The sequence below is a fragment of the Streptococcus sp. SN3 genome (assembly GCF_030439905.1).
In genome coordinates, this window is sequence record NZ_JAQFJF010000001.1 from 16113 (window position 1) to 40186 (window position 24074).

The following is a 24074-nucleotide window of genomic DNA, read 5'->3' on the forward strand; positions in this document are numbered from 1 at the left end:
AGAATATGACAGTATATAACATCAACTTAGGCATTGGCTGGGCCAGCAGCGGTGTAGAATACGCCCAAGCTTATCGGGCCCAGCTTCTGCGCAGGATCCAGCAGCCGGCTAAGTTTATCTTTATGGATATGATTTTAGCGGATAATATCCAGCATCTGACGGAAAATATTGGTTTTCTGGATGAGGAAGTTATCTGGCTTTATAACTATTTTACTGATATCAAGATTGCACCAACGACGGTGACGCTGGACCAGGTGCTGGCTCAAGTCGCTGGTCAGCCGGAGCGCTCAGAGAGAGAGGGCAAGATTGTCCGCTATTTCTATCCGCAAGATGATCAGTTTATCACTTGCTATCTGCGGCAGGAAGACCAAGACTTTGTGGAGCATGTGGAGTATGTCTCGCGGGGGAGATTGATTCGCAAGGATTATTTCTCCTATGTCCGCTATGCTAGCGAGTACTTTGCACCCCATAATGACGCTGCAACCCTCTACCAGCGCCGTTTTTACCACGAAGACGGCAGTGTGGCCTATGACATGCTGATAGAGGATGGTCAGGAAGAGCTCTATCGCTTTCCAGATCGGATTTTCTATTCCAAGGCTGAGCTGGTCCGTTATTTTCTTCAGTGTTTGCAGCTGCAGGCAGATGATGTGGTCATCTTGGATAGGGAGACTGGGATTGGTCAGGTTGTCTTTGAGGAGAGTCAGAAGGCTAAGCTGGGAGTAGTGGTCCATGCGGAGCATTTTAGTGAAAATGCCAGCAGCGATGACTACATTCTCTGGAACAATTTCTATGACTACCAGTTTACCAATGCAGACAAGGTGGACTTTTTCATCGTGGCAACAGAGGCTCAGAAAACTATTCTAGAGAAGCAGTTCCAGCATTACTCGGACAAGCAGCCCAAGATTGTCACCATACCGGTGGGGAGTCTTGACCAGTTGACTTATCCCAAAGAGCCTCGCAAGCCTTACTCCATGATCACGGCTTCGCGTCTCGCTACGGAAAAGCATATCGATTGGCTAGTGGCAGCGACTGTCCAAGCTCATGCCCAGCTGCCTGAGCTGACTCTTGATATTTACGGTAAGGGGGGCGAAGAGGAGAAGCTACGCCGTAGGATTGAGGAAGCAGGAGCTCAGGACTACATTCGACTCAAAGGGCATGCAGATTTAAGCCAGATTTATGCAGGCTATGAGCTTTATCTGACGGCTTCAACCAGTGAAGGCTTTGGTCTAACGCTCATGGAAGCAGTTGGATCAGGTCTGCCCCTCATCGGCTTTGATGTCCGTTATGGCAATCAGACTTTTATCGATGATGGTAAAAATGGTTATCTGATACCGGTCAGTTCCAATCAGGTCGAGGACCAAATTATTGCTGCTTTTGTGGAGAAAATAGTAGCTCTCTTTAGCCAAGGACGCCAGCAGGAGATGAGCCAACACTCTTATCAAGTGGCCGAGAATTATTTGACCAGCCGGGTTGAAGCGGCTTGGTCCCAGCTTTTAAAGGAGGTCAGAGATGATTCAGCTCTTTGATTATTACAATCAGGAAACCCAGGATCTGCATGATTCCCTCCTTGCAGCTGGCTATGACTGTCCGACCATTGTCATTGAGGCCAATGGCTTTCTCCCGGACGATATGATTTCCCCCTATACTTATTTTTTAGGGGATGAAGAGGGAGTAGACCACCCGCTCTTTTTCAATCAAGTACCAGTGCCACCTTTCTGGGAAATCACAGGCGACCACCAGGCGGCGCGTGTCAGTGACATGGGAGAAGAAAGAGCACGGATTCACTATGCAAGTCAGGCCAAGGGCCGCTTGGTCAAGCAGGTGGACTGGCTGGATAAAAAAGGCCAGCTACGACTGAGTGAGCGCTATAATAAGCAAGGTCGCTGCTTTGCCAAAACAGCCTATAAATCAGGCCAGGAAGCTTTCAACACAACCTACTATAGCACAGACGGTCAGGAGCGCATCGTGGAAAATCATGCCACTGGTGACATCATCCTGACTCTGGACCAAGAGCCGATGCGGATGTTCAAAAGTCGAGTAGATTTTATCCATTTCTTTTTAGAGCGGCTAGACTTTGACTTGGATCACATTCTCTTTAATTCGCTGGCTTATTCTTTCCTAGTTTCCCACAGCTTGACAGGTCGAGCTGGGCAGGATATTCTCTTTTGGCAGGAACCTCTGTATGATGAGCTTCCGGGCAATATGCAGCTGATTCTGGAAAATAGCCAGCTGCGGACGCAGACCATTGTCATTCCAGATTTAGCAACTTATGAAAAGGCCAAGAGTCTGGCAGCGACTGACCAGCAGCAGAAGTTCCTGCATCTGGGCTATCATTATGACTTCAAGCGGGACAACTACCTACGAAAAGATGCCTTGATTCTGACCCATTCGGATCAGATTGAAGGCTTAGAGACCTTGGTTCAGGCCTTGCCGCAGCTAGTCTTTCGCATTGCAGCACTTACGGAAATGTCGCCTAAGCTCTTGTCTATGCTGTCCTATAAGAATGTCGTCCTTTATCAAAATGCCAGTCTCAAGCAGATCGAGCAGCTCTACTTGGAATCAGACATTTATCTGGACATCAATCACGGCGGTCAGGTCCTGCAGGCAGTGCGCAAGGCTTTTGAGAACAATCTCTTGATTCTAGGCTTTGAGCAGACCCTGCATGATAGGCACTACATTGCCCAACAGCATATTTTCGACAGCAGCCAGCCAGCTCAACTGGCATCAACTTTGGAAGAAGCCTTATCTGGTGTTGAGCAGATGCGGTCAGCCTTGCAAGCTCAAGGCCGACATGCCAATGATGTACCCGTCAGTCTTTATCAGGAGACTCTCCAAACTTTATTAGGAGGTCAGCATGCCTAAAAAAGATTTATTTCATAAGGATATTGAGGGGCGGTTGGATGAGCTCAAGCATGGCCAGCCCAAGAAAGAAAAGGCCAGCTTGGGAGAAAATATCAACAAGGCCTTTGTCATCGCCTTGGGCTTGATGATCTTGATTGGCTTGATTTTTACATTGATTGGAGCCTTGAGGAAATAAAATGCAAACAATATTGATTACACTTACCATTGTAGCAGCCCTTGTCTTGATTTTGCTGGTTAGTCTTCTTCCCAGAGAAAACCAGCAATTTTACAGAGACACCAATACATCAATCGGCAAGTCAGGCTACTGGGAAACCCACCTCGCAAAGAAAATCCTAGTTCTTTTGGCAAGCCTTGCCTTGATTGTGCTCATGATTTTCTTTATGATTCAATCTATCTAGCATCTGTTTAGGAAGTTACTCAGACGACTGCTAAATAAGAAAGACCCTCTATTGCAGACAATAGAGGGAATTTTTATAAGCAAATTTTGGGTGTAAAGGCTTTAATTTCTGAAAGCACCTTGATATTTTTCTGAAAAGGAGTAAACTGGATATACAAGTGATGGAGGTTTGGTATGAAATTATACGTTCAGTTGATGATTATTTTTATGATTTCCCTCGTTGGAGAAGGAATTTCAAGTGTTTTCCACCTACCTGTTCCAGGCAGTATCATAGGTCTGGTTTTGCTGTTTTTAGCTCTGCAGTTCAAGATCTTGCGCTTACGCCATATCAGTATGGTTGGCAATTTTCTCTTGGCGAATATGACCATTCTTTTTCTGCCTCCAGCAGTTGGTATCATGGATAAATTTCAGGTCATTGCACCTTATCTGCTGCCGATTATTTTGATTGTTTTAGGAGCGATTGTGCTCAATGTCTGTGTGATTGCAGTTGTGGTGCAGCTGATTAAGACTCGTTTTGAAGGAGATTATGAGGAAGGAGACGCCAGCAATGTCTGATTTATGGAGCAACCCTCTCTTTGGCCTTGCCTTGTCTATCTTGGCCTATCTGTTCGGCCTATTGATTTTTCGAAGATTTCCTCATCCCATGACAACTCCTTTGCTGATTGCAGCAGTTTTGGTTATTGCATTTTTAAAATTAACCGGTATTTCCTACAAGGATTACTATGTCGGCGGCTCCTATTTAAACAACCTAATTGTGCCATCTACGGTTGCTTTGGGGATTCCGCTTTACAAGACTTTTCATTTGATGAAGCACCATGCGCGCAGTATTTTGATTGGGACCTTTGCGGCGGTTGTAGTCAATACCAGCTTTACGGCTCTGCTGGCTAAGTTTTTCGGCATGGATTTCTTTCTGGCTGTTTCTCTTTTTCCGAAATCTGTCACAACGGCCATGGCTGTCGGTATCACAGACAAGCTGCAAGGTCTTGCTACAGTGACCTTAGTGGTGGTGGTTGCGACGGGCATTCTGACCAGTGTCTTAGGACCAACGCTTCTTAAGCTCTTAAAAATCACAGACCCGGTAGCTATTGGTCTAGCTTTAGGGGGAACAGGCCATGCGGTAGGAACGGGGACCGCCTTTAAATACGGTCAGGTCGCAGGAGCTATGGCAGGACTTGCGATTGGCGTGACCGGCCTCATGTACGTTCTGGTCAGCCCCATCGTGGCAGCCATTATTCTGAAGTAAAAATAAACAAGGTTGAAACGTTTTGTTTCAACCTTGTTTTGCTTATTGCAGATTTAGTTTGTTTTTTACGATGGTATGGATTGTAAAATAGAAACCGAAAATTTTGACCAGTTCAAAGACGATTCGGATAACCAGTGAAAAATCCAGTACCTGGCTAAGATTTGTATAGAAGTTATCATAACTATAATCATACAGATTTAGGAAGTTTGTTGCGGAATATGGAGTAGGCAGGAATATGGATAAGACCGTCAAAACAGTCCAAATCAAAAATCCAAAGAGTACAGCCATCATAATCCGATTTTTCTTAAAGAGCTGCCCAATAGATATGACCAAATAAAAGAAGAGAATGCCAGAGATAATTTGTAAAAGATTAAGGAATCCATATTTGATAAGCCAGATCCAGATATCTGGTATGTAACTAAGGTAACTAAACAGTTCTCCTAAGGAATGACCCGCGATAGGTAGGGCGATTCCAAAAATTAGGAGACTGCCAACAAACATGGTTAGTGTACACAAGAGACTCCATAAAATTGCTGAGAGGAGCTTGGATAGGAGAATCTGATGTGGTGTGACCGGAAGAGTCCAAGTCAGATAGCCTTCACGTCCAAATACATTTTTATAAAAACGCCGGATAATAATGATAGTATTAGACAGAAAGACAGCGCAGGCTGCTGAAAATATCAGTAAGAAGAGCAAGTAGAAAAAAACTAGAAATCCTAAAGTAGACGATGGATAATCACTCAGAAAATTCAGCTGTTCAGGTTTCAGAACACTGCCGGCAAATATCCCCATGACAATCGAGAGACTTAAGAAGATTGCAAAAGTGATACAGTACCATTTGTAATTAGACTTAAAATCGTATTTAAATAATTTTCCAAACATATAGTGAAGTCCTCCTAATAAAAGCGAAACTGGCTGCGGAAGAGATTATCAATGGATTGATTATACTGTTGACGAAGCTGATTAGTATTTTCATGCAGAAGAATCTGACCTTGGTTAATCAGGATTACTTCATCCAAGATTGGCTCGATATCTGCAATCAAGTGGGTGGAAATGATGACAGAAGACTGAGGTGTGCGGTTTTGAATGATGGTCTGCAGGATATAGTCGCGAGCAGCCGGATCAACACCACCGATAGGCTCGTCTAGGATATACAGTTCCGCATGGCGGCTCATGACCAGAATGAGCTGCATTTTTTCCTTGTTTCCTTTTGAAAGGCTTCCGATGCGCGCTTGAGGATCGATATGAAGATCCTTTAGAAGCTGCATGGCTTTCGCGATGTCAAAATTATCATAAAAATCTTGGAAATATTTTACAGCTTCGATTACTTTAGAGCTGTCGCTTAGATAAGTCGTATCTGGCAGATAGGAAACGATTCTTTTGGTATCAGGAGAAGGTTTAACTCCTTTTAGATAGATATGACCAGAGGTAGGCTGCAAGAGACCATTGATAAGCTTGATAATAGTTGTCTTGCCGCTTCCATTAGGACCTAGAAGTCCGATAATTCTGCCAGGTTGGATGTTTAAGCTCACATCATACAGGGCGGGTGCGTCGCCATAATTTTTATGGACATGGTCAAGATAGACCAGAGGATACTGATTCATACATGTCTCCTTTATTTTCTTCAATTTACAATTATTATACCTTTTCCTTAGGAAAATGGCAAAGAAAGCCGGAAAGGGTGAATGGAATCTTTCTGTTCAGTCAAACTCCTATTTCCCTCATTCAGTGAATTGCGGTATAATAGTTATAAGAAGAAGCAAAGCATGTTCAAGGAGAAAAATGTGGTGATACAACTTGATACCAAGACTGTTTACAGTTTTATGGATAGCTTGATCCCGATAAAGAAATATGTGCAAAAAGCTAAGGAGTTAGGATACAGTCATCTGGGCATGATGGATGTGGACAATCTCTATGGAGCCTATCATTTCTTAGAGGAAGCCGAATCTGCGGGACTGCAGCCGCTTTTAGGCTTGGATCTGAGTCTGATCAAGGCAGAGCAGGAGCTTCATCTCCGTCTGCTGGCCTTAGACAGTCAGGGCTATCGCAATCTGATGAAAGTCTCGACTCTCAAGATGATGGGACAAAAAAACTGGGAGGATTTCCAGCATCTCTTTAAGGGATTTGCTGTGATTGTTCCTGCTTTTGATGGAGTAGCAGATCTGGATTTGGGGTTGGATTTTTATGTTGGTGTCTTTCCAGCAACGCCTAAGCAGGAGTTCGGTCGGCCAACCCTGCCCCTGCATACCGTCCGATATTTTGACACGGGGGATTTGGAAACCTTGCAGATGCTCCGGGCTATTCGAGAAAATGCCAGCCTGCGGGAGATTGGCAGCCTTCCCAATCATGAGTTTTTGCTGGCACCAGATGCTCTGGCAGGAGCTTTTAAGGAAACTTTCCCAGAGAGTCTGGCTAATCTTGAGAAGCTAGTCCGTGATGTTCACTATGATATCAATAGGGAGCTGAAACTGCCCCGCTTTAATCGGGAACGTCCTGCCGTGGAAGAGCTGCAGGAGCGATCAGAAGCGGGCTTAAAAAAACGCGGTTTAACAGGTAAACTTTATCAGGAACGGCTGGACCAGGAGCTGGCTGTCATTCATCAGATGGGCTTTGATGATTATTTTCTCATTGTCTGGGATTTGCTGCGCTTTGGTCGCAGTCAGGGCTACTATATGGGCATGGGCCGAGGATCTGCTGTCGGTAGTCTGGTGGCCTATGCTTTGGAGATTACTGGGATTGACCCAGTCAAGAATAACCTGCTCTTTGAGCGCTTTCTCAATCTAGAGCGCTATACCATGCCCGATATTGATATCGATATTCCTGATGTTTACCGGCCAGAGTTTATCCGCTATGTTCGTGACCGCTATGGCAGTATGCATGCGGCTCAAATTGTGACCTATTCGACCTTTGGAGCCAAGCAGGCCATTCGCGATGTTTTCAAGCGCTTCGGTCTGCCAGAGTATGAGCTGACCAATATCACCAAGAAAATCCGCTTCGGGGATAGTCTGACCTCTGCTTATGAGAAAAATATGGGCTTTCGTCAGATTATCAACAGTAAGCTAGAATATCAAAAGGCCTTTGATATTGCTAAAAAAATTGAAGGTCATCCCCGTCAGACTTCTATCCATGCAGCCGGCGTTGTGATGAGTGACAATGACCTGACAGACCAGATACCGCTCAAATACGGTGAGGACATGTATATCACCCAATATGATGCCCACGGTGTGGAGAGTAACGGTCTGCTCAAGATGGACTTTCTGGGCTTGCGCAATCTGACCTTTGTCCAGCGGATGAAAGAAGCAACCCTGAAAAAGTATGAGGTAGATATTGAAATTGCAGAGATTGACTTGGAGGATGCAGACACTCTTAAACTCTTTGCGGCGGGCCAGACAAAGGGGATTTTCCAGTTTGAGCAGCCGGGCGCTATCAGTCTGCTCAAGCGGGTTCAGCCAGTTTGCTTTGAGGAAGTAGTGGCCACAACTTCTCTCAATCGTCCTGGAGCTAGCGATTATATTGACAATTTTGTAAAGAGAAAGCATGGACTGGAGCAGGTGGAGCTGATTGATGACAGTTTGGCTGATATTCTAGCTCCGACTTACGGTATCATGCTCTACCAAGAGCAGGTTATGCAGGTAGCCCAGCGTTTTGGTGGCTTTAGTCTGGGGAAAGCCGATATTTTACGAAGGGCAATGGGTAAGAAAAGTGCTGCTGAAATGCACCGCATGCAAGAGGATTTTGTTGCAGGTGCTCTCAAGCTAGGTCACTCGGAAACCAAAGCCAAGGAAGTCTTTGCTATTATGGAGAAGTTTGCTGGCTATGGCTTTAACCGCAGCCACGCCTATGCCTACTCAGCTCTGGCCTTTCAGTTGGCTTACTTCAAGGCTCACTATCCAGATGTTTTCTTTGATGTCATGCTCAATTATTCAAGCAGTGACTATATCACCGATGCCCTGAGTTTTGACTTTGAAACAGCACCCCTCAGCATCAATAATATTCCCTACCATGATAAGTTTCAGGATAAAAAGATTTTTTTGGGTCTGAAAAATATCAAAGGCCTGCCTAGGGATTTGGCTTACTGGATTATCGAAGAGCGACAAAATGCTACCTTTACTGGAGTGGAAGACTTTATTCTGCGCCTGCCTCAGAATTACCATAAGATTCCGCTACTGACTCCTCTGATCCAGCTGGGGCTCTTTGACAGTTTTGAGAAAAATCGCCAAAAAATTCTAGCCAACCTGCCTAATCTATTTGTATTTGCAGATGAGCTGGGCAGCCTCTTTGCTGATACGACCTATTCTTGGACAGAGGCTCAGGATTTCAGTGATGCTGAAAAGTTTGAGCTGGAACAGAGCATTATCGGTGTGGGGCTTAGCGATCACCCCTTGGTTAAACTGGCCAAAGAAGCGGACCAGCCCTTTAGCTGGATTAGTGATTTGACGGAAAATAGCAGAGCTAGGATTCTGGCTGAAGTCCAGTCTATTAAGACTATCCGGACCAAAAAGGGCGAGAATATGGCTTTCTTGCAGGTTTCAGATACGAAGAAAAAACTGGATGTTACCCTTTTTCCTGATACCTATCGTCAGTTGGCCGAACGTATTAAGGAGAAGGGGATTTACTACTTGACCGGCAAGGTGCAGGAACGGGATGGACGCTTACAGTTGGTCTTGTCAGATATCGAAGAAACCACTACAGAACGCTTCTGGATAAAGCTTGCGGGCCATGAACATGATCGGGAAATATCTCAGATTTTGCAGAAATACCCCGGTAATATTCCGGTTGTCCTGCGTTATGAAGATGAGAAGCGAACCATGTATGCACCGCATTTTCGAGTGGAGAAATCGGAGCAGCTGCAAGAGGAATTAAAGAATTATACTATGAAAACGATTTTTCGTTAAAAAATATGGAAAATAAGAGAATTTTCATGATGATTGTGGTATAATCTATAAGAATGTTAAAAAGAAAAAGGAGCAAAAAGCGAAATGAAACGTATTGCTGTTTTGACTAGTGGTGGTGATGCCCCTGGTATGAATGCTGCCATCCGTGCGGTTGTTCGTAAAGCAATTTCCGAAGGAATGGAAGTTTACGGTATTTATGATGGTTACGCTGGAATGGTAGCTGGCGAGATTTACCCACTTGATGCGACATCAGTTGGTGACATTATTTCTCGCGGTGGAACTTTCCTTCACTCTGCTCGTTACCCTGAGTTTGCCCAAGTTGAAGGGCAGCTGAAAGGGATTGAGCAACTTAAAAAACATGGAATCGAAGGTGTCGTTGTTATCGGTGGAGATGGATCTTACCATGGTGCGATGCGCTTGACAGAGCACGGCTTCCCAGCTGTCGGTGTTCCAGGAACCATTGATAATGATATCGTCGGAACAGACTTCACTATCGGTTTTGATACTGCTGTTACTACAGCCATGGATGCGATTGACAAGATTCGGGATACCTCATCCAGTCACCGTCGTACTTTCGTTATCGAAGTAATGGGACGTAATGCTGGTGATATTGCTCTTTGGGCAGGTATTGCATCTGGTGCGGACGAAATCATCGTTCCTGAAGAAGGTTTCAAGATCGAAGAAGTTGTTGAAAGCATTAAGAATGGCTATGCCAAGGGTAAGAAGCACAACATCATCGTCTTGGCTGAGGGTGTCATGTCAGCGGATGAATTTGCTGAAAAGCTGAAAGAAGCTGGAGATATGAGCGATTTGCGTGTCACAGAGCTCGGACATATCCAGCGTGGAGGCTCACCGACTGCGCGTGACCGTGTTCTTGCATCTCGTATGGGAGCACATGCTGTTAAACTGCTTAAAGAAGGTATCGGCGGAGTTGCTGTTGGAATCCGCAATGAGCAGATGGTTGAAAGCCCAATTTTGGGAACTGCTGAAGAAGGAGCACTCTTTAGCTTGACTGCTGAAGGCAAGATTGTTGTCAATAATCCGCACAAGGCTGATCTGGACTTGGCTGATTTGAACCGCAGCATCAATATTTAATTATTATTTGTTATTCAGGCCAAGAGGCCAAATAGAAGAAGGAGTTTCATACAATCATGAATAAACGTGTAAAAATCGTTGCAACATTAGGTCCTGCGGTAGAAATCCGCGGTGGAAAAAAATTCGGTGATGACGGATATTGGGGAGAAAAGCTGGATGTTGAAGCATCAGCTCAAAACATTGCTAAGCTGATTGAAGCTGGCGCAAACACATTCCGTTTCAACTTCTCACACGGTGACCATGCTGAGCAAGGAGAGCGCATGGCAACTGTTAAGCGTGCAGAAGAAATTGCCGGTCAAAAAGTTGGTTTCCTTCTTGATACAAAAGGACCAGAAATTCGTACAGAATTGTTCGAAGGCGATGCAAAAGAGTATTCATACAAAACTGGTGAAAAAATCCGTGTTGCTACTAAGCAAGGTATCAAATCTACTCGTGAAGTAATTGCTTTAAACGTTGCTGGTGGATTGGACATCTATGATGATGTTGAAGTTGGCCGTCAAGTATTGGTTGACGATGGTAAACTTGGTCTTCGTGTTGTCGCAAAAGACGATGCTACTCGTGAATTTGAAGTAGAAGTTGAAAATGACGGTATCATTGCTAAGCAAAAAGGTGTGAACATCCCTAACACTAAGATTCCTTTCCCAGCACTTGCTGAGCGTGACAATGACGATATCCGCTTTGGTCTTGAGCAAGGAATCAACTTCATCGCGATTTCATTTGTACGTACTGCAAAAGACGTCAACGAAGTTCGTGCAATCTGTGAAGAAACTGGTAATGGACACGTTCAACTGTTCGCGAAAATCGAAAACCAACAAGGTATCGATAACTTGGACGAAATCATTGAAGCTGCTGACGGTATCATGATTGCCCGTGGTGACATGGGTATCGAAGTACCATTCGAAATGGTTCCAGTTTACCAAAAAATGATCATCACTAAGGTAAATGCAGCTGGTAAAGTGGTTATCACAGCAACTAACATGCTTGAAACCATGACAGAAAAACCACGTGCAACTCGTTCAGAAGTATCAGACGTATTTAACGCTGTTATCGATGGAACTGACGCAACTATGCTTTCAGGTGAGTCTGCAAATGGTAAATACCCACTTGAGTCAGTAACAACAATGGCGACTATCGATAAGAACGCTCAAACCCTTCTTAACGAATATGGCCGTTTGACAACTGATAACTTTGAGCGCAACTCTAAGACTGAAGTTATGGCTTCAGCAGTTAAAGATGCTACAAACTCAATGGATATCAAGTTGGTAGTTACCCTTACTAAGACAGGTCACACAGCTCGCTTGATTTCTAAGTACCGTCCAAACGCTGATATCTTGGCTATCACTTTTGACGAATTGACTCAACGTGGTCTTATGCTGAACTGGGGTGTTATTCCAGTGACTACTGAAACTCCATCTAACACAGATGATATGTTTGAAATCGCTGAAAAGATTGCAGTTGAGCAAGGCTTGGTTGAATCTGGCGATGATATCGTTATTGTTGCTGGTGTGCCACTTGGTGAAGCAGTTCGTACCAACACAATGCGCATCCGTACAGTACGTTAATCTAAGACAACAAAAAAGAACCGTTGATTGGAAAATCATCGGTTTTTTTCTTGTCTATGCGATACCACTTATCTTACTTGAGAGAAGAACAAGTTTGAGAATTGATTTTTGAAATAAAATTGTACCTTTGTCTATTTTGTCTAAAAATGATATAATGGTATAAAAGAGATGGGGGAGACGAATGTTAAAGAGAGATTTATTAAGAAATATTATTATTTTTTCAGTACTGGCAGCTATTATTATAGGGCTGAGAGTTTTTATTTATACGCCTTATCGGGTGACTGAGCAAGACAGCAATGCTTATTTGGCAAAGAATGACTTGGTCTTGGCGACGAGAAAGCAAGACATCAAGCGTGGGGATTTTGTCCTCTATGAAGTGGACGGCAAAGACTATGTCGGCCGGGTCATTGCCCAGGAAAAGGATCAAGTAACCTATATGGATGATCTTCTTTACCTGAACGGTCAGGTCATGTCGGAAGAATACATTGAGAAAATGCGCGAGAAATATCTAGCTTCAGCAGGAAGTTCGGGTTACTATACTCATGATTTCTCTGTTATGGATTTGAAGGGCTCAAAGTCTGATAAAATTACTAAAGATTCTTATTTGATTCTTAATGATCGACGGGAAAATACGAAGGACAGCCGAGAATTTGGACTCATCAAAGCCAGTCAAATCAAGGGAGTGGTGGAGTTCCGACTTTCACCGCTTAATGAATTTGGTTTTATTAAGAATAAGTAAATTAAAGTCTATTTTACCAAGGCAGGGTAAGCCTTGGTTTTTTTCTTTGAAATTCAACTTTAAAGTTACAAGTAAACATAAAGATACTAATAGCTATTTATAATTTGGCGGATAAATAGTAAATGCTTTCTTTCAATATAAAATTATGAGAATATACTTGTCCTGATGTGGTATACTAATATCAAAAGACTGTTAAAGGAGACTGCTCTTGAAGTCAAGAAAGAAAAAATTATTATTTTTTGCTATACTGGCTCTAAGTTTTTTGACAGCATGTAGCAGTATAGTAAATAGAGATGGTGAAAAAATATGGATGTCAGATACAGAAATGACGGAGCTTCATAAGAAAGAGCAAAAGCTTGCACTTTATATCATTAATCATTATGAAGATGTTCAAAAAATTGAATTTGATGAATTTTCCAAGGGAAATTTATGGAAAGAGGATTCCGTTAGTCTCATAGTAAATGACACTAGTTATATCCCACATGTTTCTTTGGACTCAAAAGATGAAAACTATAATATAAATGATAGCTCTCACACTAATTTGACAGAATTGACTTTTCGTCTGAAAAAGAAAGAAAAGGTCACAAATTTTAAAGATACGGGTGAGACGGATGTTATTTACTCTGGAGAAAATGCTTGGCTGACGACTGAGGAAAAAGTAAAGGTACGCAACCAGGAAGAGGGTATGGCTTTATTTTTACTGAATCACTATGAAAATGTTGAAAAAATTGAATTTACAAAGATTTCAAGAAAGCCTTTTGGACAGGAAAGAGAAGCTACGTTACTTGTTAATGATAATATAAAGATTTATACCTACCTAGATGATAGCTATGACAACTATCATTTGTCTGACAATCCTGAAAAAGACGGCCTGAAAACTAAAGAGAATCCAACAAATTTGCAAAGTCTAGATAGTATTGCTGTTATCTATTATACAGGGAAATGAATGATATTTTGCAAAGAAAAAGCCAGACTGACTTAATCATCAGACTGGTTTTTTCGTGTCTCTTGGTGAAAGATATTTTGCCATACTTCGTGGCGGCGCCAGAGGCTGGTATGGATAACACCGTCCATTTCATAGCGGATGAGCTTGGTTTTCTGGCTGACAGAGAGCAGTTCAAAGTTTTTGATAGGTGTTTTTGAGGCTCTTTCTGCCTGAAATTCAGCCTTGTTTAGCTGTCGGCCATCTTGGGAAATATAGAGAAATTCAGCGGATAGAAGCGTATCCAGTTGGCTGCCTTGCTCCACGAGCTGCTCACGCATGAGCAGGTTTGGGTAAAGATTGTCCAACGATTCATCTTCAGGAATGGGAGCGGGCTCGATATGAATGTCAATGTCAAAGACCCCGAAGCGCTCCATAAGCATATCCTCAACTTGGTCCGCAATCTCATGGCTTTCAAAAACAGACAAATCAGGATTCATTTCCAAGATAATATCTAGATAGATATTGCTGCCATAGGTCCGGCCGCGCTGTGACTTGACCTGAGTGATTTTAGGAATTTCCAGGATAGCTTGCTTATAGTCTTGGAGCAGACTTTCATCAAATCCGTCGGACAGGCTGAAGGAAGATTCCATAAAGATATCATAGGCCGTCTTGAGAATGAAGAAGGTAATGACAATGGCTGCCAGCTTATCAACTATTGGAAAGTTAAAGGCGCTGGCAATGATAGCAACTGAAGTGCCGATAGAAGTGACAGCGTCTGATAGGTTATCCTTGGCTGCGGCATCCAGAGCCTTGGAGTGAGCTTTTTTAGCTAGCGTTTTATTGTAAAAATAAACACCCAACATAATGATTGACGAGATAATCCCGACCACGGCACCAACAGGGTCAAGCTTGGTTTCTTGATTGGAGATGATTTTCTGAATGGTCTCAATCAGGACATCAAATCCAACGAAAAACATGATAAAAGATGTGATGAGACTGGCCAGATCTTCTATCTTCCAGTGGCCGAAGCGATGGTCACGGTCGGCTGGTTTTCTGGCCATACGCAGGCCAATTAAAACGGCGATATTAGCCACGATATCAGAGACATTGTTGAAGCCATCGGCCGTTAGACTGGAGGACTGGAGGGTCGAGCCTGCGATAATCTTGACCGCGGAGAGAATCAGATAGGTAGCGATGGACAGGATGGCTCCTCTCTCCGCTAGTTTCAGATTGTTACTAGGATTTTTCATGACAGCCTTTCTTTCTGAGTGGGGCAGCAGAATGGAAAAGAGACTTGCGAAAAAATGTCATCTCTGGACAATTACTCTAAGTCTCATATGGGCATATTATAGCAAAAATAGGCCTGATTTTCAATTTGCATTGGGCTTAGGGTGCCTTAGATGACTTTGCCGAAAATCTAATCTAAAATCAGAAATTCCTCTTCTTTCTGGTTTAGCTTCATCAGGATTTTTGTTATAATAGTAGCATTGACTTTGAAAGAGGAAGAAAAATGCATCCTTTATTAAACGGTATGAATGACCGTCAGGCTGAGGCGGTTCAAACAACAGAAGGGCCTTTGCTGATTATGGCGGGAGCTGGTTCTGGTAAGACCCGTGTCCTGACCCACCGCATCGCCTATTTGATTGATGAAAAGATGGTCAATCCTTGGAATATCCTTGCTATTACCTTTACTAATAAGGCGGCGCGGGAGATGAGAGAAAGGGCTGAAAAACTTAAAACGGAGGCCCAAGATTGCTTAATCGCTACCTTCCACTCCATGTGTGTGCGCATTTTGCGGCGAGAAGCAGACCATATTGGCTACAACCGCAACTTTACGATCGTTGATCCAGGCGAACAGCGAACCCTGATGAAACGGATTCTCAAAAATCTCAATCTGGACCCTAAAAAGTGGAATGAGCGCGCCATTCTGGGGACCATTTCCAATGCCAAGAACGACCTGATTGACGAGGTGGCCTATGCAAATCTAGCTGGTGATATGTACACAGAGATTGTGGCCAAGTGCTACACGGCCTATCAAAAGGAATTGCGCCAGTCTGAGGCCATGGACTTTGACGATTTGATTATGCTGACCCTGCGCCTTTTTGATCAAAATCCTGACGTCCTGACCTACTACCAGCAACGCTACCAGTATATCCATGTGGACGAGTATCAGGATACCAACCATGCCCAGTACCAGCTGGTCAAGCTCTTGGCTTCCCGCTTTAAGAATATCTGCGTGGTCGGAGATGCTGACCAGTCTATCTATGGCTGGCGGGGAGCTGATATGCAGAATATCCTAGACTTTGAAAAGGATTATCCAGAAGCTAAGGTAGTCCTGCTAGAGGAAAATTATCGCTCAACCAAGACCATTCTTCAGGCGGCTAATGAAGTCATCCGAAACAACCGCAACCGCCGTCCTAAAAATCTCTGGACTCAAAACGAAGACGGTGAGGAAATTGTCTACTATCGGGCTAATGACGAGCAGGATGAGGCTCTTTTTGTCGCCCGAACTATTGATCAGCTGAGCCGAGAAGGATACAGTCATAAGGATTTTGCAGTTCTTTACCGAACCAATGCCCAGTCACGGACGGTGGAGGAAGCCCTGCTCAAATCCAATATTCCCTATACCATGGTCGGTGGAACTAAGTTCTACAGCCGTAAAGAAATACGCGATGTTATTTCTTATCTCAATCTCATCGCCAATCCTAGCGATAATATCAGCTATGAGCGCGTGGTCAATGAGCCCAAGCGTGGTGTAGGACCAGGAACGGTGGAGAAAATTCGGAATTTTGCGTCCAGTCAGGAAATCTCTTTACTGGATGCGTCAGCCAATATCCTGCTTTCGCCAGTCAAGGGTAAGGCGGCTCAGGCAGTCTATGATTTTGCTAATATGCTTCTGGATTTGCGGGAGCGCTTGGACGACTTTACAGTGACGGAGCTGGTAGAAGCCGTTTTAGAAAAGACAGGCTATGCTGCAGCCTTGGCTGCCCAGGCAACCTTGGAAAGCCAAGCAAGGATTGAAAACATCGAAGAATTCCTGTCTGTAACCAAGAATTTTGACGAAAGTCCAGACAATCCTAGTGATGAGTCTGGTCTTGATAAGCTCAGCCGTTTTCTCAATGACTTAGCCTTGATCGCAGACACAGATGACGGAGATACGGAGAGTTCCGAAGTGACTCTAATGACCCTCCACGCAGCCAAGGGATTGGAATTTCCGGTCGTCTTTCTGGTTGGAATGGAGGAAAATGTCTTTCCTCTTAGCCGGGCATCTGAAGATGAAGATGAGTTGGAAGAGGAGCGGCGCCTGGCCTATGTCGGTATCACCCGAGCAGAGAAGATTCTCTATCTAACCAACGCTAATTCCCGTATGCTTTATGGTAAAACCAACTATAATCAACCTACTCGTTTCTTGAGAGAAATCAGCTCAGACTTGCTAGACTATCAAGGCCTGGCTCGACCGGCAAATAGCTCCTTTAAGGTCAGTTATACCAATAGTGATACCAGTCAATTCGGTCAAGGCATGAGTCTAGCACAGGCTCTACAAGAGCGGAAGCGTCAGGCGGCACCAAGTTCGATTTCTACAGGCAGTCTGCCTTTTGGAAAGAGCAGTCAGAGCCAGCCATCTAAGCCAGAAGTTGCTTGGGCTATCGGAGATATTGCCCACCATAAGAAATGGGGCGATGGGACAGTTCTAGCAGTCTCTGGCAGCGGCAACAGCCAAGAGCTCAAGATTAATTTCCCAGAAGTCGGTCTGAAGAAAGTGCTGGCCAGCATAGCACCGATTGAGAAAAAATCATGATGAGGCAGTCAATTGAAGCCTGGATCTATCATCCAGAGGATAGGGAAATCTTGCTCTTGAAAGTGGAGAATGAGAAAGTTTCCTTTTGGCAGCCCATTACTGGTGGGATTGAGAGTGGCGAGAGCCCAGAAGAGGCTTGTCTTCGTGAAATAAAGGAAGAGACCGGCTTGCTCTTAGCTTGTCCAAATTTGACTAGTCTTGGAGATTTTACGGTAAAGATTGATGAAAATCTGTCCATCCACAAAAATCTCTTTCTAGTTCTGACTGAACAGAAAGAAATCCAGATTTCTGATGAGCATGTAGGAGCTCAGTGGGTAGCTTTAGACAAAGTTTCGTCGCAGTTGTACTGGCCCAGCAATCAAGCGACTTTTGAGATGATATCTGAGAAGCTATAAGATATAGCTTCTCTTTATTTCTTTTGATAAGGAAATTCTATTAGTCAAGCGGGGCGTTTAGTGGTAGACTTATCACATAACTATAGTGAGGTGACCTTATGACACGTGAATTTAAATTTGAAACCCTGCAACTTCATGCCGGACAAACAGTGGACCCGACAACAAAGTCGCGCGCTCTGCCTATTTACCAGACAACTTCCTATGTGTTTGACGATACTCAAGAGGGAGAAGATCTCTTTGCCCTGCGCAAACCGGGAAATATCTACACTCGGATTACCAATCCGACCCTGTCTGCTTTTGAGGAGCGGATTGCGGCTTTGGAAGGTGGAGTTGGAGCTCTAGCGACAGCTTCTGGTATGGCAGCTGTTACCTACACCATTCTAGCTTTGGCCCATGCTGGCGACCATGTAGTAGCAGCCTCTACCATCTACGGTGGCACCTTTAATCTGCTCAAGGAAACCCTGCCTCGCTATGGCATTACCACGACTTTTGTGGATATTGAAAATCTAGCTGAAGTAGAAGAAGCTATTCAGGACAATACAAAGTTGGTTCTGATTGAAAGTTTGGGCAATCCTTTGATAAATATTCCTGACTTTGATGCTTTGGCAGAGCTGGTTCATGCTCACAAGATTCCGCTGATTTCTGACAATACCTTTGCCACGCCTTATCTGATCACTGTCTTTTCTCATGGAGTGGACATCGCGGTACATTCTGCGACTAAGTTTATCGGTGGTCACGGAACCAGCATCGGAGGTGTGATTGTGGACAGCGGTCGTTTTGACTGGGAAGCTTCTGGCAAGTTTCCGCAGTTTGTGGATCCAGATCCAAGCTATCATGATATCAGTTATACGCGAGATGTCGGAGCAGCAGCCTTTGTTACTGCTGTCCGGACCCAGCTCTTGCGCGATACGGGCGCAGCCATGTCTCCCTTCAATGCCTTTCTCTTCCTGCAAGGATTGGAAACTCTCTCTTTGCGTGTAGAGCGACATGTGTCCAATGCCGAGAAGATTGTTGATTTCCTAGCAGGGCATCCTAAGGTCGAGCAGGTCAATTATCCCAAACTTGCTGACAGTCCTTATCATGCTTTGGCAGAAAAATATTTCCCTAAAGGCATAGGCTCTATCTTCACCTTTAATGTCAAAGGCGGAGAGAAAGAAGCTCGTAAGGTTATTGACAGCCTAGAGATTTTCTCTGACTTGGCCAATGTAGCAGATGCTAAGTCCCTGGTTGTCCATCCAGCTACAACGACTCATGGTCAGATGTCGCCAGAGGCTCAGCTAGCAGCAGGCATTACACCAAATCAAATTCGTCTCTCTATCGGCTTGGAAAATGTGGATGACTTGATAGAGGATCTCAAACTAGCTTTGGAATCTATCTAGTTTTCAAGACCTCTAGACTGAGCAAATAAGATTAAAACTAGGTTGCAAATAAGCTGCACCCCAAAAGCTAGATTTTTTTTGTGTCTAACTTTTGGGGTGCAGTGCATTTCGCCTAGTTTTTTGTTATAATAGGATGAAATATATAAAATAGTAGGAGATTAAAATGACAATTTCGGTGATTGTTCCGTGTTTCAATGAAGAAGAATCTATTCCTTTGTTTCATGAAGCTATGGAAGCGGTCAAATATAAAATCCGTGACCAGTTTGAATATATTTTTGTCAATGACGGATCGACGGATCAGACTTTGCCTGTTTTACGTGAGCTCAGCAGTCGCTGTCCAGATGTACACTATCTGTCCTTTTCTCGCAATTTCGGAAAAGAAGCAGCTCTATATGCTGGTTTGCAAGAGGCGAGTGGGGATTTTGTGACGGTCATGGATGTGGATTTGCAGGATCCGCCAGAGCTCCTGGTTGAGATGAAGGCTATGCTGGACTCGAATCCTGAGCTGGACTGTGTGGGGACCCGTCGTACTACCCGAGAGGGAGAGCCGCCTATCCGAAGCTTTTTTGCCAATTTGTTTTACAAGTTGATAAACAAGATTAGTCAGGTAGAGATGGTGGATGGTGCGCGTGACTTTCGACTGATGCGCCGCCAGATGGTAGAAGCTATTCTGGAAGTTTCAGAGTACAATCGCTTCTCCAAGGGAATTTTTGCCTGGGTTGGCTTCAATACCGAGTATTTGGAATACAAAAATGTCGAACGAGTGGCTGGCAAGACCTCTTGGAATTTCTGGTCTCTTTTCAACTATTCTTTGGAAGGCATTGTCAATTTCTCTGATGCGCCGCTCAACATCGCCTTTTTAGGAGGTATCCTCTCTTGGATTTTAGCCTTCATCCTGATGGCAGTGATTATTATTCGCACCTTGGTTTTTGGTGACCCGACATCGGGTTGGCCGTCCCTTATGACTGTCATTCTCCTTATCGGCGGCTTCCAGCTGCTGACCATCGGCATACTGGGTAAATACATTGGCAAAATCTTTATGGAAACCAAGCATCGGCCGATTTATGTGATTAAGGAGAAGAGTAAATGATTTTCCAGAAACGTTTTTCTGATTTTAAAAACTATCTTCTTTTAAATAAATCGTCTGCCCTAGTTATTTTTATTATTTATTCAGTAGTCAATATTAATATCGGTTTAGCTGAGTATCCCTATATTGATGATATTGGAAGACAATTACAAGGCTATTCAAAATTCTCTGAACATTATTCAAGATATTTAAGTGAGTATTCCGCTCGTTTAATACAAGGTGGGGATCATCTGACAGAACTAGGCTTGACTTCAAATATTCTGTCAGCTTGTTTTTTAACTTTAGCGAGCTTAATTTTATTGTTTGTCTTATATCCCAATAAGAAAATTTCTTTTATAACAGCATCTGTTTCAACTATTATAGGGATTAATCCGTGGTTTTTAGAGCCATTAAGTTTTAGATTTGACAATCCTTTTATGACTTTAAGTATATTAGTTTCCATCATTCCATTTATTTTCTGGGATAATAAAAAAATATTTGGAGTTATGTCAGTTGTTGGTATATTCTTAATGTGCAATTCATACCAAGCTTCTTCAGGAGTGTACATTATTGTAACCATGACGCTAGTATTTTTAGAATTATTGCAAGGAAGTTGTTTTAAAGAAAAAATTCCTAAAATTTTCATCTCAATGTTGTCATATGTAATCGGTTTGCTTTTATATCGTATACAAATTTTTATAAAGCCACCTATTTTTGCTGATCAAGCTGATATTCCAAAGGGATTAGAGATGATTAAAATAATCGGGGTGAATGCTGCAGGATATTTGAACAATATATTTTTTCAAAGTTCAACTATCTGGGTTTTATTAACGATAATTGCTATATTTCTCTTAACTATCAGTGTGATTCGCTTATACAGAACTAAATTCCTTTTAAACTTTGTTTACATGTTGATTTGGCTAAGTTTAGGAAGTGTGTTTAGCTATGGAACCTATTTGATTTTGTCTAATCCTTATTATCTTATGAGACCAAGATATGAATATGGTTTCGGAATTTTTTTAGCGATAATCTTAATTGTTAGCTTAGAGTGCGTTGAAAAGAGTAAAATTCTACGTAGAGGGAAGTCCTTCGTCTCGGGATTATTAGTTTTTTATTTCTTATCTTTCTCTTTTACTTATGTGAGCAGTTTAAAACAACAAAATGAAATGTTCAAAGCACAGAGCATATTGCTAGCTTCCTCTCTAAACAAGTACATTACACCCGAAAAAACAGTTATTAATGTGAATCGCTTTCTTTCTGATTCGCCAGTATTTAGCAATACAGCTTCTGTTTATCCAATGTTAAAAAGTTTGATTATGCCAAATACAAATGTTTCTTGGGATATGACATTGAGATTTAATAGCATAACGAACTTAAACGTCGATTTCAAATTAATCGATATTGCTAATATAGATTTTAGTAGTGAAAATTACACATTACTTGAAGAAACAAAGTTATATAATATTTATCTTGAAAAAAATGAATTATTTGTTATCATGAAGTAGAATCTTCCTAAGAGAGAAATAAAGAAAAGATTCATTTTAATATGATTATGCATTGTTAAAGTTTATACTGTCAATTTGAAATGATGCTAAGTTTTCTGATTATCACTTGCATAATGTTGCATCATTTATATATGGAGTGTAAAAAGTATGAGATTTTTTTCCTAAAAATGATTAGAGGTATGATTCGACCAAGCAGATTTTTTCTGCTTTTTTTGTTATAATAAACTCATTAAATGTTTATGATGTGAAAGGAAAGACAAATGATTTTAATTACAGGTGCGAATGGACAGCTGGGTACAGAGCTTCGCTATCTTTTGGATGAGCGCAATGAGGAGTATGTGGCTGTTGATGTGGCGGAAATGGACATTACCAATGCCCAAATGGTGGACAAGGTCTTTGCGGAAGTCAAGCCAAGCTTGGTCTATCACTGCGCAGCCTATACCGCAGTTGATGCTGCTGAGGACGAAGGAAAAGAGCTAGACTATGCCATCAATGTGACTGGGACAGAAAATGTGGCAAAAGCTGCAGAAGCACACGGAGCGACCTTGGTCTACATCTCAACAGACTATGTCTTTGATGGACAAAAGCCTGTCGGAGAGGAGTGGGAAGTAGATGACCGACCAGACCCACAGACTGAGTATGGCCGTACCAAGCGCATGGGCGAGGAGCTAGTTGAGAAATATTCCAGCCGTTTCTATATTATCCGTACTGCTTGGGTCTTTGGTAACTACGGTAAAAACTTTGTCTTTACCATGCAAAATCTTGCTAAGACGCACAAAACTCTGACTGTAGTCAATGACCAGCATGGCCGTCCGACATGGACTCGTACTCTGGCTGAATTTATGACTCATCTGACTGAAAACCAAAAGGAATTTGGTTACTACCATCTGTCTAATGATGCGGCTGAGGACACGACATGGTATGACTTTGCAGTGGAAATTCTCAAAGATACAGATGTGGAAGTCCAGCCGGTTGATTCCAGCAAATTCCCGGCCAAGGCTAAGCGGCCTTTCAACTCAACTATGAGCCTGACCAAGGCCAAGGCTACAGGCTTTATCATTCCGACTTGGCAGGATGCCTTAAAAGAGTTTTACAAGCAAGAGAAGAAACAGTGATTTTCTTTGACGTTAATAATAGCGACAGAACTTAGTTTCAAACTAGGTTCTGTTTTTTTTCTAGCAGACTAAAGAAACGATTTTCATGCGCGTGCTCTGCTGGAGAAAGATTTGGCTTGAAGATGCGGGTGGGAAATGATAATGAGAAGAATTTTCCACAGATGTTATCCCCTTAAAATAAAGATGTTTCAATTTGATGAAATTCTGTGGATAACCTTTATTATTTCATTCAACTATGTTACAATGTTACTATAAATAAAATAGAAGAGGTGTGTGAATATGTCACGTAAACCATTTATTGCTGGTAACTGGAAAATGAACAAAAATCCTGAAGAAGCAAAGGCTTTTGTAGAAGCGGTTGCTGCTAAGCTACCTTCTTCAGATTTAGTAGAAGCTGGTATCGCTGCTCCAGCACTTGATTTGACAACTGTTTTGGCAGCAGCTAAAGGAAGCAATCTTAAGGTTGCAGCGCAAAATGCTTACTTTGAAGATGCAGGTGCTTTCACTGGTGAAAACAGCCCTAAAGTTCTTGCAGAAGTTGGAGTTGACTACATTGTTATCGGTCACTCAGAACGCCGCGATTATTTCCATGAAACAGACCAAGACATCAATAAAAAAGCGCACGCTATCTTCCGTAATGGTTTGGTGCCAATCATCTGCTGTGGTGAGTCGCTTGAAACTTACGAAGCTGGTAAAGCTGTAGATTTCGTTGGTGCTCAAGTATCAGCTGCTTTGAAAGACTTGACAGCTGAGCAAGTTGCATCATTGGTTATCGCTTATGAGCCAATCTGGGCTATCGGTACTGGTAAGTCAGCAACTCAAGACGACGCTCAAAAGATGTGTAAAGCAGTTCGTGATGTTGTCGCAGCTGACTTTGGTCAAGAAGTAGCAGACAAGGTTCGTGTTCAGTACGGCGGTTCTGTAAAACCTGAAAATGTCGCGTCTTACATGGCTTGTCCAGATGTTGACGGTGCTCTTGTTGGTGGTGCATCACTTGAAGCTGAAAGCTTCTTGGCATTGCTTGATTTTGTAAAATAAAAAATGTTGAAAAAAGACTTGTCCTCCCAAAGGTGACAAGTTTTTTAAAAGTTGGAGAG

The 24074-nt window shown here is 42.9% G+C and carries 21 protein-coding genes; 18 read left to right on the forward strand and 3 right to left on the reverse strand.

Annotated features, from left to right (window positions below):
* The first annotated feature begins 5 nt into the window (after positions 1-5).
* From gtfA to PCY71_RS00070, 6 genes are all read left to right on the forward strand, one after another.
* Positions 6-1526, forward strand: coding sequence for an accessory Sec system glycosyltransferase GtfA (gtfA, locus tag PCY71_RS00045; protein WP_048774458.1), 1521 nt, complete (start codon positions 6-8; stop codon positions 1524-1526).
* A complete protein-coding gene (gene gtfB / locus PCY71_RS00050) occupies positions 1510-2862 on the forward strand; it encodes an accessory Sec system glycosylation chaperone GtfB (RefSeq protein ID WP_048774457.1) in 1353 nt (450 codons plus the stop codon). The genes gtfA and gtfB overlap by 17 nt, the downstream gene beginning before the upstream one ends.
* Positions 2855-3037, forward strand: coding sequence for an accessory secretory system protein Asp4 (gene asp4 / locus PCY71_RS00055; protein WP_023916061.1), 183 nt, complete (start codon positions 2855-2857; stop codon positions 3035-3037). Before gtfB ends, asp4 begins: the two co-directional genes overlap by 8 nt.
* Position 3038: 1 nt before the next feature.
* On the forward strand, positions 3039-3260 hold the full coding sequence (locus tag PCY71_RS00060) for an accessory secretory protein Asp5 (protein ID WP_048774456.1): 222 nt from the start codon (positions 3039-3041) through the stop codon (positions 3258-3260).
* 173 nt (positions 3261-3433) lie between these two features.
* On the forward strand, positions 3434-3814 hold the full coding sequence (locus PCY71_RS00065) for a CidA/LrgA family protein (RefSeq protein WP_023916062.1): 381 nt from the start codon (positions 3434-3436) through the stop codon (positions 3812-3814).
* Entirely contained in the window at positions 3807-4502 is a 696-nt protein-coding gene (locus PCY71_RS00070; RefSeq protein WP_023916063.1) for an LrgB family protein, read from the forward strand. The genes PCY71_RS00065 and PCY71_RS00070 overlap by 8 nt, the downstream gene beginning before the upstream one ends.
* 42 nt (positions 4503-4544) lie before the next feature.
* On the opposite strand, the gene PCY71_RS00075 is transcribed toward PCY71_RS00070, so the two are convergent.
* Together PCY71_RS00075 and PCY71_RS00080 are read right to left on the reverse strand one after the other, a co-directional pair.
* Entirely contained in the window at positions 4545-5384 is an 840-nt protein-coding gene (locus tag PCY71_RS00075; RefSeq protein ID WP_002904197.1) for a hypothetical protein, read from the reverse strand.
* A gap of 14 nt (positions 5385-5398) precedes the next feature.
* Positions 5399-6106, reverse strand: coding sequence for an ABC transporter ATP-binding protein (locus PCY71_RS00080; RefSeq protein WP_002904198.1), 708 nt, complete (start codon positions 6104-6106; stop codon positions 5399-5401).
* A 180-nt stretch (positions 6107-6286) separates the two neighbouring features.
* Here PCY71_RS00080 and PCY71_RS00085 point away from each other — a divergent pair, with 180 nt between their 5' ends.
* The 5 genes from PCY71_RS00085 to PCY71_RS00105 all read left to right on the forward strand — a co-directional run bounded on the left by PCY71_RS00085 (position 6287) and on the right by PCY71_RS00105 (position 13739).
* Positions 6287-9397, forward strand: a complete 3111-nt coding sequence (locus PCY71_RS00085; protein ID WP_032913713.1) for a DNA polymerase III subunit alpha — start codon at positions 6287-6289, stop codon at positions 9395-9397.
* 84 nt (positions 9398-9481) lie between these two features.
* Complete coding sequence (pfkA, locus tag PCY71_RS00090) at positions 9482-10492, forward strand: 6-phosphofructokinase (protein ID WP_002895919.1); 1011 nt, start codon at positions 9482-9484, stop codon at positions 10490-10492.
* A 56-nt stretch (positions 10493-10548) separates the two neighbouring features.
* Positions 10549-12054, forward strand: coding sequence for a pyruvate kinase (pyk, locus tag PCY71_RS00095; RefSeq protein ID WP_002897851.1), 1506 nt, complete (start codon positions 10549-10551; stop codon positions 12052-12054).
* Positions 12055-12235: 181 nt separating this feature from the next.
* Positions 12236-12793 (forward strand): signal peptidase I, encoded by a 558-nt coding sequence (gene lepB / locus PCY71_RS00100; protein ID WP_011836753.1) that lies wholly within the window; start codon positions 12236-12238, stop codon positions 12791-12793.
* Positions 12794-13001: 208 nt separating this feature from the next.
* Positions 13002-13739, forward strand: coding sequence for a hypothetical protein (locus PCY71_RS00105; RefSeq protein ID WP_002910104.1), 738 nt, complete (start codon positions 13002-13004; stop codon positions 13737-13739).
* A 32-nt stretch (positions 13740-13771) separates the two neighbouring features.
* Here PCY71_RS00105 and PCY71_RS00110 read toward each other — a convergent pair whose 3' ends face one another.
* Complete coding sequence (locus PCY71_RS00110; protein WP_048774455.1) at positions 13772-14968, reverse strand: cation diffusion facilitator family transporter; 1197 nt, start codon at positions 14966-14968, stop codon at positions 13772-13774.
* 260 nt (positions 14969-15228) lie between these two features.
* Between PCY71_RS00110 and pcrA the strand changes: the two genes are divergently transcribed.
* From pcrA to tpiA, 7 genes are all read left to right on the forward strand, one after another.
* Positions 15229-17517, forward strand: coding sequence for a DNA helicase PcrA (gene pcrA, locus PCY71_RS00115; RefSeq protein ID WP_048774454.1), 2289 nt, complete (start codon positions 15229-15231; stop codon positions 17515-17517).
* Positions 17514-17912, forward strand: a complete 399-nt coding sequence (locus PCY71_RS00120; protein WP_002910096.1) for an NUDIX pyrophosphatase — start codon at positions 17514-17516, stop codon at positions 17910-17912. Before pcrA ends, PCY71_RS00120 begins: the two co-directional genes overlap by 4 nt.
* 98 nt (positions 17913-18010) lie before the next feature.
* A complete protein-coding gene (locus PCY71_RS00125) occupies positions 18011-19291 on the forward strand; it encodes an O-acetylhomoserine aminocarboxypropyltransferase/cysteine synthase family protein (protein ID WP_048774453.1) in 1281 nt (426 codons plus the stop codon).
* Between the two features lie 163 nt (positions 19292-19454).
* Positions 19455-20381, forward strand: coding sequence for a glycosyltransferase family 2 protein (locus tag PCY71_RS00130; protein WP_002910092.1), 927 nt, complete (start codon positions 19455-19457; stop codon positions 20379-20381).
* Positions 20378-21862: a glucosyltransferase domain-containing protein gene (locus PCY71_RS00135; RefSeq protein WP_048774452.1), complete on the forward strand. Its 1485-nt coding sequence runs from the start codon at positions 20378-20380 to the stop codon at positions 21860-21862. The genes PCY71_RS00130 and PCY71_RS00135 overlap by 4 nt, the downstream gene beginning before the upstream one ends.
* A 260-nt stretch (positions 21863-22122) precedes the next feature.
* On the forward strand, positions 22123-22977 hold the full coding sequence (rfbD, locus tag PCY71_RS00140; RefSeq protein WP_002910090.1) for a dTDP-4-dehydrorhamnose reductase: 855 nt from the start codon (positions 22123-22125) through the stop codon (positions 22975-22977).
* A 279-nt stretch (positions 22978-23256) separates the two neighbouring features.
* Entirely contained in the window at positions 23257-24015 is a 759-nt protein-coding gene (tpiA, locus tag PCY71_RS00145) for a triose-phosphate isomerase (RefSeq protein WP_002900651.1), read from the forward strand.
* Positions 24016-24074 lie beyond the last annotated feature (59 nt).